The organism is Lysobacter avium (assembly GCF_015209745.1).
Lineage (GTDB): Bacteria > Pseudomonadota > Gammaproteobacteria > Xanthomonadales > Xanthomonadaceae > Novilysobacter > Novilysobacter avium.
In genome coordinates, this window is sequence record NZ_CP063657.1 from 333,424 (window position 1) to 346,337 (window position 12,914).

Genomic DNA, 12,914 nt, shown 5'->3' on the forward strand with positions numbered 1-12,914 from the left:
CGGACCGAACCGCTACTTCGGCGGCTGCGGCGCGGTGCTGGAGGTCTTTGAAACCTCGCCTGCGCTTTGCGCGCAGTGGGCCGCGGGCGTGCGGACCATGCGCGCCCACCTGGGCTGGCCGGATGCGGAGGTCGTCCTTGACATCCACCGGGCCGGCGCCGCGCTGGCGATGGCCGCGCCGCAGGACATGCTCTACACCGCCACCGAGGTCAACGAATGGGCCTGGCAGCGGGTTGCCCCCAACGCCGCTCACTGTGCGCTGCCGCATGCGCCCGCCCATCCCGCCAGCTGGGACGACGAGCTCGCGAGGCACACGCTGCGGCACCTTGCCGCCGATGAGGCCAATCCGCGTGCAATGTCCCTGATGCAGGCGGCCAACGCGCGCGGGCTGCCGGCGTTCTTGGATGACGATGGCCTGACGCTGGGCGCAGGCGAGGGCGGTCGGAACTGGGCGCTGGACGCGCTGCCAGACGATGTGGCCTGGCCCGATCTGCACGACATCCCCACTGTCCTGGTGACCGGCTCCAACGGCAAGACCACCAGCGTGCGGCTGCTGGCCGCGCTGTTTGAACAGGCCGGCAAGACCGCGGGCTTCAACTGCACCGACGGCGTGTTTGTCGGCGACGCACGCGTTGCCCAGGGCGACTACTCCGGCCCCAACGGCGCCCGGCGGGTGCTGCGCGATACCCGCGTGCAGGCAGCGATCCTGGAAACGGCGCGCGGAGGCATCCTGCGCCGGGGTCTGGCCGTGCAGCATGCCCACGCCGGGCTGGTCACCAACGTCAGCGCCGACCATTTCGGCGAGTACGGCGTGCACGACCTGTCCGACCTGGCCGATGCCAAGCTCGTCGTCGCCCGGGCCGTGAACGCCGATGGCGTGCTGGTGCTCAATGCCGACGATCCGCTGCTGGTGGAGAAATCCGCATCGCTTGCGTGCCCGCTCGCGTGGTTCTCGTTGGACGATCGCAATACGGTACTGGTGGCGCATCGCCGGAGCGGCGGCGCTACCTGCGGAGTGGACGACGGCGTCCTGACATTGCGCGTGGACGGCCAGCGCCACCGCCTCGGCGAGGTGGCCGCGATGCCGCTGACGCTGGAGGGCAGCGCGCGTTACAACATCGCGAACCTGGCCGGGGCGGCGCTGCTGGCGGCAACCCAGGGAGTATCAGTGCGGGCCATTGCCACCGTGCTGATGCAGTTCGGCGGTTCGCGCGAGGACAATCCCGGCCGCCTGGAGCGCTGGCACATCCGCGGGGCCGACGTCCTGCTTGATTACGCACACAACCCGGACGGCCTGGCCGGCCTGCTCGCGGTTGCCGCGCGGCTGCGCCAGCAACGCGGTGCGCGTCTGGGCCTGCTGCTCGGCCAGGCCGGTAACCGCGACGACGATGCCATCCGCGACCTGGCCCGAACCGCGGCGGCAGTGCTGCCCGATCTGGTCGTGCTCAAGGATCTGGACGGCTACATCCGCGGTCGACGCGCCGGCGAGGTGCCGGAGATTCTGCGCGGGCAGTTATTGCTGCAAGGCCTGCCCGAGTCGCGCCTGCAGACGATCCTGCCCGAGGTCGAGGCGGCGCAGGCGATCCTCGCATGGTCCCGGCCGGGCGACGTGCTGGTGTTGCCGGTGCACAACCTCGCCGCGCGCGCGGAGCTGATCGAGTGGTTGCAAGACAACGGCGGCGTGTCCGGCTAGTGGCTCCGGTCGGCGTTACCAGCTGTCTTCCAGCATGCGCGGCTTGCACGCCAGGTAGCCGCCGAACGCCAGCACCACCAGCGTCCCGGTCAGGAAGGCGAACGGCCACAGCCATCCGCCGCTGACCTCGTTCAACACCCCGAACAGCAACGGCCCGGCGCAGCTCAGGGCATAGCCCAGGCCCTGGGTGAACCCCGACAGGGCGGTCGAACCGGCCGGCGTGCGGGTGCGCTGGTTGATCAGGGTCAGCGCCAGCGGGAAGGTGCTCGGTCCCAACCCGAGCAGCGCGACCCACAGCAGGGTCAGCGTCATTGGCGCCAGCAGCAGGCCGGTGAAGGCGGTCAGGTGGATCACGCAGCACGCGAGCACCACCGGGAAGGGATTGCGCATGCGCACCGCCACCACCGGCATCACGAAGCTGCTGAGCAGCCCGAGCGACGAGTACACGCCGACCATCGTCCCGCCCAGCAACGCGCTGCCGCCGGCGTCGGTCAGGATCCGGGGCAGCCAGGTGAACATGGAATAGGTCACCAGCGAGGTCATGCCGAACATCAGCGACATGCCCCAAGCGACCGGCGACCGCCACACGCGACCCGACGGCGGCGGCGCGGCAAACTCGGGCGCCTCATCACCGCTGGCCACCGACCGGGCGTGGATCGCGGCCAGCGTGCGGGCCTGCGCGGAGCGGCCGTAGCGTTCCTGGTACAGCACGATCGCCCAGGGCAGCGCTGCCGCCACCGCGACCAGCGACCACGCGCCCAGCGATATCCGCCAGCCGACCGCGTTCGCCACCGGCACCGCGGCCAGCGCCGGCAGGATCGTGCCGAGTTGCAGCAGGGTGATGTACATCGCGCTGATGCCGCCCACGCGGTCGCCGAAGTAGCGTTTGACCAGCGGCGGCAGCACGACGTTGCCGATGCCCATGCCCGACAGCGCAATCGCCGAGGTCAGCAGCAATTGCGTCGTGTTGTCGGCAAAGCCGCGCCCGAGCAGGCCTCCGGCGGCCAGCAGCATCGCCAGCAGCGCGGTGCGCTCCAGTCCCAGTCGATGGGCGATGGCGGGGGTCGCCACGCCGAACACCGCAAACGCCGCCGTCGGCACGATGCCGAACACCCCGGTCATGGTCGGACCGAACTGGAAGGTCTCGCCCAACCGGTCCAGCAGCGGTGTCAGGGATGTCACTGCAGTGCGCAGGTTGAGCGCGGACAGCGCGATGGCGATCAGCACCAGGCCGCGTCCCCGCCATACCGGCAGAGGCGCGCCCGGGGCGACGGGGAAGGGGCGCGAGGCCGGATCGGGTGGGGTGGGACGGGCCATCTGCGCCTGCATTGCTGCCGAGGCGGTCACGCCATCGCGAACGGCATTATATCGGCGCTCGCAGGGCCGGAGCGTGCTCTTTCAGCCATGTGGTTGCCTGCCTGCGCTATCGCCAACCCGCGGTGGCTTCTATGCTCGACGACCGACGCGGCTTGCAGCAGGACGAGTCACAGGATGGAAACGGAGGTTCAAACGCCGGCCTCGGAGAGCCTGTTCGCTCCGCGCTACCGCGCGCTCACGGTGGGATCGGTCGCGCTCATCGTGTTGTACGCGTTCGAGGCGCTGGCGGTGGCCACGGCCATGCCCGTGGTCGCCCAGGCGCTCGACGGCCTGCCGCTGTATGCGATGGCGTTTGGCAGCACGCTTGCCGCCGCGGTGGTGGGCATGGTCGCCAGTGGCCCCTGGGCGGATCGTCGCGGGCCGCGCGCCCCGCTGCAGCACGGCATCGCCTGGTTCGCGGTCGGCCTGGTCGTGGCCGGGCTCGCCCCGACGATGTGGGTGCTGCTGCTTGGCCGCGTGGTGCAGGGATTTGGCGGCGGTTTGATGTCGGTCGCGCTGTATGTCGTGGTCGGCCGCGCCTACCCGCCGCAACTGCGAGCGCGGATCTTTGCCGCCTTCGCCGCCGCGTGGGTCCTGCCAGCAATTGTCGGGCCAGCGCTCAGTGGCCTGATCGTGGAGTTCCTTGGCTGGCGCTGGGTGTTCCTGCTGGTGCCGCTCCTGGCTGGCCTGGCCGCGGCGATGGTGCTGCCGCCCCTGCGCGGCATCGGCCCCCTGCCCGATCACGCGCCCGCTTCGGGCGCCAGCAACCGGCAGCGAATCGTGCTCGCCGGCGGCGCGGCCGGCAGCGCCCTGTTGCTCAGCTACGCCGGCCAGCAGCGCGGCTGGATCGCCCTGGGGCTGATGGCGGTATCGCTGGCCGGGCTGTTGGCAAGCATGTTGCAGCTCTTGCCCACCGGCACCCTGCGCGCCGCGCGCGGGTTGCCGACGGTCATCGCGATGCGCGGCATCGCCTCGGCCGCGTTCTTCGGGACCGAAGTGTTCCTGCCGCTGCTGCTCACGCGCGAGCGCGGCCTCTCGCCCACCTTTGCCGGGATGGCACTCACCGTCGGCGCACTGGGCTGGTCGCTGGGGTCGTGGAATCGTGGCCGGATGCGCGCGCCGGCTCCCGGGCGCGTGCTGCAGGCGGGCATGGCGCTGATGCTGGTCGGGGTGCTCGCGGTTTCGGCGGCGGTGCTGCCCTGGGTGCCGCTTGCCGTGGGCGTCGTCGGCTGGATCGTCGCCGGAGTGGGCATGGGGACGGTCTACCCGAGCCTGTCGATCCTGACCCTGGAGCTCTCGCCACCCGAACGCCAGGGCGCCAACGCCTCCGCGCTGCAGCTGTGCGATGCACTGTTTACCGCCACCATGCTCGCCGTGGGCGGCTCGCTGTTCGCGCTGCTGCTGGAGCGCTCCGCGCTGGCTGCCTACCTTGCGGGATTTGCCATTACCGTCAGCCTGGCCGTGCTCGGGCTGGCGCTGGCGCCGCGCGTGCTGCCCGCGCCGGCCCGCGGCCGGGACGACTAAAGATCCCTGCGTCCAGACCGATAGCGTAAGGAAGCCCGGCCATCTGTGTGGCCGTTGGAGTAGCCCGTGCGCCCGGTTGCAGCAAGCGATGTAGAGCTCGGTTCGCCACTGGCGTGGTCGGTATACGACCGCGACCGCAAGCTGCTGTTCGTGGAAGGAATGGTTCTGGCGAGCCAGGAGCAACTCGACGTCGTACTCGAGCGCGGCATGGTGGTGCCGGACACCGATGCCAACGCGGGTGTGCTGATCGACGGCTATGAGCACCTCGCCGGCGACGGGACCGACCCCGACGCCGCCGAGGCGGAACCCGACGACGCCCTCGCCGACGACGCGCCGCCGGAACCGCCGGTATTCCGCGAGATGCAGCTGCTCCGCCATGAACTCGCGCTCGTGCACCAGCACCTTCTGCTGGGCAGCGGTGAGGACCTGGGCGACCAGTTGCTCGCAATCGCCGAATGGCTGCGCGCCCTGGTGGCCCGCGATGCGGATGCGGCGCTGGCCGCGATGCAGTTGGAGGTCACCGACGATTGCCACGTTGCGCGCCAGCTGCACGCGGCCACCCTGTGCGAACTGCTGGTGCGCTCGCGTGACTGGGACGAGCAGGAGAGCCTGTCGGTTATAGCCGCGGCACTGAGTTACGACGTCGCCCTGGGGCCGGTCGCGGGCGCGATGAACAAGCAGCAGTCGGGGTTGTCGGCGGAGCAGCAGGCGGTCGTCACCGGTCATCCGCAAGCCAGCGTCGAGCTGCTGCAGCTCGCCGGGGTGGCCGATCCGGTCTGGCTGGTGGCGATCCTGCAGCACCACGAGCGCATCGACGGCAGTGGTTACCCCAATCGCCTGTCGGGCGACGCAATCAGTCGCGCGGCGCGGAAGCTGGCGATCGTCGACATCTACTCGGCGATGGTCCGGCCACGTGCCTATCGCGAAGCGGTGCACGCCCGGCACGCCCTGCGCAGCCTGTTCCTGGAGCGTGGCAAGGCGGTGGATGAGACCCTGGCTAGCCTGCTGGTGCGGGAGATCGGCGTATTCCCGCCAGGCACGCCGGTGCGGCTGGCCAACGGCGAGGTGGGGGTGGTCCTGCGGCGTGGGCGCGGCGCGTCGCATCCGGTGGTCGCGCGCTTGATCAACGCCAATGGCACCCTGGCCGCATTGGCGGCGCAGCGCGACACCGCGATGGAGGCATACGCGATCACCGAAACCGTGCCGCCGCGCAAGTACGCCGCGCTGGTGGCCAGCGCCAGTGAGCTGTGGTGCAGCGACCGCGCCGTACTGCGCCCGTAGCGTCCACCGTGGTCAGCATGACGGCCCCTGCACGAGGCCGCGTGGCACGATGCCAAGTACGCCCTTTGCCCGGAACACGACGATGACTGCCCACGACCCGGAATTCGATCCCGACGACAATTTCGCCAACGGCCTGGAGTCCGGCACCGGCGTGGACCTGGAGTCGGCCGACACCCGCGAGGCGCTGGTCTGGCAGTTGCTGCTGCTGATCAATCCGGGCGACGAGGAGTCTGCCCTGCAGCAGTTCTCCGCCTATCGCGAGGCGCTGGAGGCCGCGGGCCCCGAGGAGGTCGAGCCGCTGTGGCTGCTGAAGGACCTGATCGACTGGAAGTCGGGGTTCTTCGTCGACGAGGATGACGCGGTCTCGTTCATCGATACCATCACCGAACTGGCGGCGCGATGGAACGTGGTGATCGACTGGGGCGTGGAGGATGCCAGCGACGAGGATTTCCTCGCCGAGGCAGAAGTGCCATCGCTGATGGCTGTCGCCGCGGACCGCCTGCGCGAATACGGCTACAGCCTGTGGACCTGGAACACGGCCAGCGGCCCGCACGGCGAGGAAGGCGTCCACGCCGGCTGGATCACCCTGTCCAGCGACGATGAGGCGATGCAGGAAGTGGCCCAGGCGCTGGAGATCGAAGTGCGTCCGGCCAGCGACCCGTTCTGATTGCCGCTTGCGATTCGCGCGTGGCACACAGCGTCAGTCCGGCTGTTCACGCGAGGGCGCCTAGGGTTCGTCGCGGCGGTCGCCGTACCACATCTCCAGTTCGTCCCTGGAGTGCAACATCCGCCGCCCCCGCCACAGGAAACGCCCCAGCAAACGCAGCTGGTAGCCCAGCGAATGGGTGCGCAGCTTGCGCGCCGAGGTCATCACCACCTCGTGCACGATCACCAGCCGGCCGTGCCGGGCCAGCGCGCGACCCATCGCCACGTCCTCGCCGGCGTAATAGCGCTCATCAAAACCGCCGATCGCCTTGAACGCGGCGCGCGTGCAGAACAGGCTGCAGCCTGGTGTCACGCCCACCAGGCGGAACACGTGGATCATCAGCCACTGGCCGATGCGCTCGTGCAGCCGCGTGGGTCCGATCAGCTTCACGCCGGCGCCGCCACCGGACGCACCCCCGCGCAGCGCCCGCAGAGCCGCTGCCAGATAGTCGGGATTGATCAGGGTGTCGGCGTCGATGAAGAACAGCCAGTCGCCGTTTGCGGCATGCCCGCCGCTGTTGCGCGACGCGGCGATCTGGCGGTGGTGCACCTGCACCACGCGCGCGCCGTGCTCGCAGGCGATGCCCGCGGTGTCGTCGGTGGAGGCGTCATCGACCACGATGACCTCGTAGTCGGCGCGCAACTCGCGCGCGCTTGCGTGGATCGCTTGCAGGCACGCGGCGATCAGGCGCTGCTCGTTGTGCGCGGGCACGATGAAGCTCAGGTGCGGATCGTCTGCCATCCGGCGATGGTGGCACGGGGCCGCGGGAGGGCTTGCGAACGCCGCTTCCATCGCTGGCATGCGGGGCTGCCGGCGCCACGTACGGCTTGCAGAACGCGTTTCTGTTAAGGTTGAGGATTGGAATCGCGCGGTCCTCGCTGCATCTTCGCCCATCGTGGCGCTAACGGACCGTTTTTGCGGCGTTGCCCGTTCAGGTGTTGCTTCCCTGTCGCGGTCCCGCAGCGTGGCGTCGTAGTGGCACCGCCGGTGCACCAATCCGACGCGGCCTGCCGTCCTTCCGCCTTGCATCCGCCGTCGTCACTTATCGGAGAAGTCCTTGGCTGTTCCCGCGTTCGAGTTCAACCAGCTGCAATCGTCCACTGTCTTGCTGCTGCTGCTGGCCTTCTACGGCGGGACCTTCCTGATCTCCACGCGCATCGGCCGACGCAAGGAAAACGTCGACGGCTACATGACCTCCAGCAGCCAGGTCGGCTTCGGCGTATCGGCCGCCAGCATGACCGCGACCTGGATCTGGGCGGCCTCGTTCTACGCCGCGGCGACTTCGGGCTACAAGTACGGCATCTCCGGGCCGATCCACTACGGCCTGTGGGGCGCGCTGATGATCCTGTTCATCTACCCCTTCGGGCGGCGCTTCCGCGCACTCGCGCCAGAGGCGCACACGCTGGCGGAGATCATGCACGCCCGCCACGGGCGCTCCAGCCAGTTGATCCTCGCCGGCTCCAACATCGTCGGCAGCGTGATCAGCCTGATGGCGAACTTCACCGCCGCCGGGGCGCTGGTGGCGATGCTCTCGCCGCTGGATTTCGTCCACGGCGTCCTGATCGCCGGTATCGGGACGCTGTCCTACACGCTGTGGTCCGGGTTTCGCGCATCGCTGCTGACGGACGTGGTCCAGGTGGCGGCGATGATGGGCTCTGCGGCACTGATCATCCCGCTGGTCTTTTTCAGCGCGGGCGGCACGGAGATATTCACCCAGGGCTGGGAGCGGATCAGCGCGGAGCAGTCGACGTTCTTCTCCAAACAGGCATTCCTGGAGCAGGGCGCGCCGTATTTCGTCGCCGTGCTGGCCTACGCGATCGGCAACCAGACCATTGCCCAGCGCCTGTTCGCCGTGCGCGAGGACCTGATCAAGCCCACATTCCTGGCAGCCACGGTCAGCTACGGCGCCACGGTGATCGGGCTGGGCATGATCGGCGTGTTCGCGTTGATGATCGGCATGAGCCCGGCCGATGGCGACCACAACAATCTGATCCCGCAGATGGCCTCGACCTACCTGTCGCCGCTGGTGGTGGGGATCTTCTTCATCATGGTGATCGGCTCGCTGTCCTCCACCGCCGACTCGGACCTGTCGGCGCTGTCCTCGATCATGATGACCGACATCTATGGCAAGAACCTGGCGCGCGGCAAGGTGCGTCCAACGACGATGCTCTGGGTCGGCCGCATCACCATGATCGTGGCGACCACCGCCGGCCTGATCTTCGCCAGTTTCCGCATCGACATCCTGGACCTGCTGGTTTTCGTCGGCGCGCTGTGGGGATCGATCGTGTTCCCGGTGATCGCCAGCGTTTACTGGAACAAGGTCACCAACCGCGCCTTTACGGTCGCCGTCGCGGTGTCGCTGGTTTTCTTCATCGTCGCGCGCTTCCAACTGGTCCCGATCGAAGGTGCGCTGGCGGTCCTGCTGGAGGTGTTTGCCGCGGTAGGCGCCGGCGTGGTGCTGGGACTGATGGCGTTCGGCTTCTTCGGCAAGCGCACCGGACTGACCGTTGGTGTGGTGGCCGCGCTCGCACTCGTCGTGCCGATGGTCGGGTTCCTGCGCGACTACCCGGTACTGCTGGCATCCCTCAACGCGTACGGTGTCAGCACCATGGTCTGCTCCGCGCTGAGCGTCGGCAACCACAAACCCTTCGACTTCAACCTGATCGCCAAGCGGGTGACCGCGTTCCAGGAGGACGAGCCTGATGTGGCGGCCATCATGTCCAGGTCTGACAACTGAGGAGCGGAAAAATGCGTGACATCCTGATGACCGCGTATGTGCTGGTATGGCCCACGATCGTGCTGGTGATGATGGTGATCATGGGCGTGGGGCTGTATCGCGACATGCGTGCCGCGAAACGCAGTGGGGACGAACTGGTCTGACTGCACGCCGCGCTGTGCGCCGGTTCGCTAGGATTTCCCGGCCGCCACTGCCAACGGAATACTGCGTGCCCCCGATCATTGCCTGCCAGCAGCTCACGCCCACGCGCGGAACTTCCTCCCCCATCGGCATTTTGCCGCCGGCGCAGTCACTCCGCATCGGCCGGGAACAGAGCGCATGATCCTGGCGACAATCCAGGCCAACCCGGTACTGGGTGCCCTTTGTGGTGGCCTGATCGCAGCAGGGGCGACCGCGCTGGGCACACTGCCGGCGTGGTTCTCGCGCGGCATCAGCGAACGCTTCCAGGACGCGCTGTTGGGATTCGGAGCCGGCGTAATGCTGGCCGCGAGCGCTTTCTCGCTGGTCCTGCCCGGCCTGCAGGCGGCCGGGGAGAGCGGGCTGGGGCCGTGGAGCTCCGGGTCCCTGGTCGGTGCCGCGATCCTGGCCGGCGCACTGGCGATCATGCTGATGGAGCGCTGGGTTCCGCACGAACATTTCATCAAGGGACCGGAAGGTCCGTCGCCGGCCCGCCTGAAACGCGCGTGGTTGTTCGTCTTCGCGATCTGCCTGCACAACCTGCCCGAGGGACTCGCGATCGGCGCCGCATTCGCCTCCGGCCACGCACACGGCGTATTGCTGACCACTGGCATCGCGATCCAGGACCTGCCCGAGGGCCTGGTGGTGGCGATCGCGCTGATGGCGGTCGGTTATGACCGCACCCGCGCCGTACTGGTGGGAGCGGGTTCGGGACTGATCGAACCGGTCGGAGCCGTGTTGGGCGCCAGCGTGCTGGTCGCGGCGCCGTTGCTGTTGCCAGTGGGCCTGGGCTTCGCCGCCGGGGCGATGCTGTTCGTGGTCAGCCACGAGATCATTCCCGAGTCGCACCGCCAGGGACACGAACAGCACGCCACCTCGGGGCTGATGGTCGGCTTCGTGCTGATGATGCTGCTGGATACCGCCCTTGGCTGAGGCGCGCGGACAGTCCGGTTTGTCAAAACCGCGTGATGCATCCATGCAGGACCCGCACCCGTAACAAGGGACATGGTGGCGATTGCCGTCGCCATTTCCCCCAACCGGTACGGAGTTTCCCCATGAACACCAAGATGCTGCTTCCCCTGGCCCTGACCACCGCCCTCGCCGCGACCCTGTCGATGTCAGCCTGCGCGCAGAAGACCGATGCCGATACCAGCGCTCCGACCGCGATGAGCGACAACACCGCAGCGCCCCAGCGCGCCGACAGCATGTCCGCAGACCGCATGCCCGCCGATACCATGGTTGACGCCGTAACCGCCGGTGACATCGTCGATACCGCCAGCCAGTCCCCCGACCACAGCACCCTGGTCGCCGCGGTCAAGGCCGCCGACCTGGTCGGGACGCTGCAAGGCGCCGGTCCGTTCACCGTGTTCGCACCCACCAACGCCGCGTTCGACAAGCTGCCCGAAGGCACCGTGGACACGCTGCTGAAGCCCGAGAACAAGGCCGACCTCGCCGGCATCCTCACCTACCACGTGGTGTCGGGTTCAGTGGATGCGGCCACCTTGACCGATCAGATCAAGGACGCAGGTGGCAAGGCGGAGCTGACGACGGTCAATGGCGCGACGCTGACCGCGGAAGTCGCCAACGGCGGCGTGAAGCTGACGGATGCCAAGGGCAACAGCGCGATGGTGACCACCGCCGACCTGATGGCGAGCAACGGCGTGATCCACGTCATCGACGCCGTACTGCTGCCGTAAACCCTGCGACAACTGCCTTTGTCGCGACCGTTCCCGTCTTCGGTCGCGGCATCCAGGGGACGGTCCCGGCCGTCCCCTTTCTGCGTCTGCAGTCGGCGGACCTGCAGTGCCGGACTCGCGTGACGCCGCGTTCTATAGGGCGGAAACCGCAAGCGCTCGCTGGATGTCCTCCAGTCGCCGCCCGCGGGTTTCCACGCCGTGGCGCGCCAGCATCAGGCCGGAAACCGCCATCGCCAGCGCGATCAGCAGCGCGGACAGCGCGATGTGCTCGAACAAGCCCAGCACTCCCAAACCGGCTCCGAGGATGCCGCCAAACTTGGAGCTGGCCGCGATCATGCCCGCGCCGGTGCCGCGCACATGGGCCGGGTAGATCTCTGCGGCGTAGGGAATCAGCATCGCAATCACCCCGCCGCTGCTGACCAGCAATGCGGCCGTGGCCAGCGTGGTCGCGGCGACCGAGCGCAGTCCGCCCAGGTCGATCAACGCGAATGCGGCCAGGGCCAGCGCCGTCAGCGCGATGAACGCCACCAGCGCCTTGATCGTGCTCCAGCAGTGGTAGAGCCACACCACCACACCGATGCCGGGCAGGGCCAGCAGTGCTGACTGGGCGAGCAGCGCACTCGCGGCGCTCGCATCCACGCCGAGCCTGACCAGATTCACCGGCAGCCACAGTACGAAGCCGAACGTGACCAGACCCCAGCCGATTCCGCACATCGCCAGCCCGGCGCCGATCCGCGCGTGTGGGCCGCGCAGCAACCGCCCCGGGGCACTGGGAACGGTCCGCGCACCCAACGCCGTGGCAGTCGCTGCAACCGCGTCGCGCTCGACCGGGACCGCGCCGGAGAACCTGGCCAGCACGGCACGCGCCTGGTGCGGCAGGCCAGCGGCGGATAGAAACCGCGGCGACTCGGGAATGAAGCGGTTGAGGAAAATGATCAGTGCGCCCGTGGGCAGGCCCAGCAGCCACAACGCGCGCCAACTGAACAACGGTTCCAGCCAGGTGGCCGCTGCCGCCGCGGCCAGGTAACCGGCCGACGTGCCGATGCCTCCCAAAGCGACCAGCAGCCAGCCGCGGTGCGCGGTGGGAATGATTTCCGCCATCAGGGTGAAGGTGATCGGCAACAGGCCGCCGGCGGAAGCGCCCATCAGGAAGCACATCGCCAGGTTCCAGCCAAACGCCGGCATCGCCCCGCAGATGGCCGTACCCATGAACATCAACGCCGACAACAGGATGGCCGCGCGGCGTCCGTAGACATCGGCCAGCCGTCCCCACAGCAGCGAGCCGACGGTGGTGCCCATCAACGCCACCAGAGCGAGCCAGCCGGCCGATCGGGTGCTGATGCCGTACTCCGCGGTCAGCCCCGGGATCACGAAACCGGTGGTGGCGGGCTTCATCACATCGACGGTCAGCGCCACCACCAGCACCGCGACGACCTGCCAGTGCTCGCGATTGAGCGCGACCGAATCGGCGAGGTGGAACTGCAGGTGCTTGCCGCCGGCCAATACGTGGCGCATCTGCCCCAGCCGTGGCATCAGGCCATGGAAGGCCAATCCCAGCCCCAGCGGGATCAGCGCCATCCCGGTCAGCATCCAGCCATCCATCGCCATGCCGACCATCTGCCAGCCGGTGTGCCGGCCCATCAGGAACATCGGCAGGTGCGAGAGCACGCCGCCCACCAACAGCGCGCAGCCTGCCCAGAAGGCAGGCGGATGGTGGAACGACAGCTCGCCGGATTTCACCGG

11 protein-coding genes are annotated in these 12,914 nt (G+C 68.6%); 8 read left to right on the top strand and 3 right to left on the bottom strand.

Annotation, left to right across the window (positions count from 1 at the left end):
- Positions 1-97: 97 nt before the first annotated feature.
- Complete coding sequence (locus INQ42_RS01440; RefSeq protein ID WP_194034846.1) at positions 98-1,693, top strand: Mur ligase family protein; 1,596 nt, start codon at positions 98-100, stop codon at positions 1,691-1,693.
- 15 nt (positions 1,694-1,708) lie between these two features.
- Here the strand turns inward: INQ42_RS01440 and INQ42_RS01445 are convergent, their stop codons facing one another.
- Positions 1,709-3,010: an MFS transporter gene (locus INQ42_RS01445; RefSeq protein WP_194034847.1), complete on the bottom strand. Its 1,302-nt coding sequence runs from the start codon at positions 3,008-3,010 to the stop codon at positions 1,709-1,711.
- A 174-nt stretch (positions 3,011-3,184) separates the two neighbouring features.
- On the opposite strand from INQ42_RS01445, the gene INQ42_RS01450 reads away from it, so the two are divergent.
- The 3 genes from INQ42_RS01450 to INQ42_RS01460 all read left to right on the top strand — a co-directional run bounded on the left by INQ42_RS01450 (position 3,185) and on the right by INQ42_RS01460 (position 6,521).
- Positions 3,185-4,573 (top strand): MFS transporter, encoded by a 1,389-nt coding sequence (locus INQ42_RS01450; RefSeq protein ID WP_194034848.1) that lies wholly within the window; start codon positions 3,185-3,187, stop codon positions 4,571-4,573.
- 66 nt (positions 4,574-4,639) lie between these two features.
- Positions 4,640-5,854, top strand: a complete 1,215-nt coding sequence (locus INQ42_RS01455) for an HD-GYP domain-containing protein (RefSeq protein WP_194034849.1) — start codon at positions 4,640-4,642, stop codon at positions 5,852-5,854.
- Positions 5,855-5,936: 82 nt separating this feature from the next.
- A complete protein-coding gene (locus INQ42_RS01460) occupies positions 5,937-6,521 on the top strand; it encodes a DUF6630 family protein (protein WP_194034850.1) in 585 nt (194 codons plus the stop codon).
- Positions 6,522-6,581: 60 nt separating this feature from the next.
- On the opposite strand, the gene INQ42_RS01465 is transcribed toward INQ42_RS01460, so the two are convergent.
- Positions 6,582-7,301 (bottom strand): glycosyltransferase, encoded by a 720-nt coding sequence (locus tag INQ42_RS01465; protein WP_194034851.1) that lies wholly within the window; start codon positions 7,299-7,301, stop codon positions 6,582-6,584.
- 316 nt (positions 7,302-7,617) lie between these two features.
- Between INQ42_RS01465 and INQ42_RS01470 the strand changes: the two genes are divergently transcribed.
- The 4 genes from INQ42_RS01470 (at position 7,618) to INQ42_RS01480 (ending at position 11,171) form a co-directional block, all read left to right on the top strand.
- Positions 7,618-9,297 (top strand): sodium:solute symporter family protein, encoded by a 1,680-nt coding sequence (locus INQ42_RS01470; RefSeq protein ID WP_194034852.1) that lies wholly within the window; start codon positions 7,618-7,620, stop codon positions 9,295-9,297.
- A gap of 11 nt (positions 9,298-9,308) precedes the next feature.
- On the top strand, positions 9,309-9,440 hold the full coding sequence (locus tag INQ42_RS12860; protein ID WP_228062579.1) for a putative transporter small subunit: 132 nt from the start codon (positions 9,309-9,311) through the stop codon (positions 9,438-9,440).
- Between the two features lie 175 nt (positions 9,441-9,615).
- Positions 9,616-10,407 (top strand): ZIP family metal transporter, encoded by a 792-nt coding sequence (locus INQ42_RS01475; protein ID WP_194034853.1) that lies wholly within the window; start codon positions 9,616-9,618, stop codon positions 10,405-10,407.
- A gap of 122 nt (positions 10,408-10,529) precedes the next feature.
- Entirely contained in the window at positions 10,530-11,171 is a 642-nt protein-coding gene (locus INQ42_RS01480) for a fasciclin domain-containing protein (RefSeq protein ID WP_407070777.1), read from the top strand.
- A gap of 132 nt (positions 11,172-11,303) precedes the next feature.
- On the opposite strand, the gene INQ42_RS01485 is transcribed toward INQ42_RS01480, so the two are convergent.
- Positions 11,304-12,911, bottom strand: a complete 1,608-nt coding sequence (locus INQ42_RS01485; RefSeq protein WP_194034854.1) for an MFS transporter — start codon at positions 12,909-12,911, stop codon at positions 11,304-11,306.
- Positions 12,912-12,914: the final 3 nt, after the last annotated feature.

Coding starts and splice junctions, on each gene's coding strand:
- INQ42_RS01440 (WP_194034846.1), top strand. CDS start 98: ATGCGCGCCCACCTGGGCTGGCCGGATGCGGAGGTCGTCCTTGACATC.
- INQ42_RS01445 (WP_194034847.1), bottom strand. CDS start 3,010: ATGGCCCGTCCCACCCCACCCGATCCGGCCTCGCGCCCCTTCCCCGTC.
- INQ42_RS01450 (WP_194034848.1), top strand. CDS start 3,185: ATGGAAACGGAGGTTCAAACGCCGGCCTCGGAGAGCCTGTTCGCTCCG.
- INQ42_RS01460 (WP_194034850.1), top strand. CDS start 5,937: ATGACTGCCCACGACCCGGAATTCGATCCCGACGACAATTTCGCCAAC.
- INQ42_RS01465 (WP_194034851.1), bottom strand. CDS start 7,301: ATGGCAGACGATCCGCACCTGAGCTTCATCGTGCCCGCGCACAACGAG.
- INQ42_RS12860 (WP_228062579.1), top strand. CDS start 9,309: ATGCGTGACATCCTGATGACCGCGTATGTGCTGGTATGGCCCACGATC.
- INQ42_RS01475 (WP_194034853.1), top strand. CDS start 9,616: ATGATCCTGGCGACAATCCAGGCCAACCCGGTACTGGGTGCCCTTTGT.
- INQ42_RS01480 (WP_407070777.1), top strand. CDS start 10,530: ATGAACACCAAGATGCTGCTTCCCCTGGCCCTGACCACCGCCCTCGCC.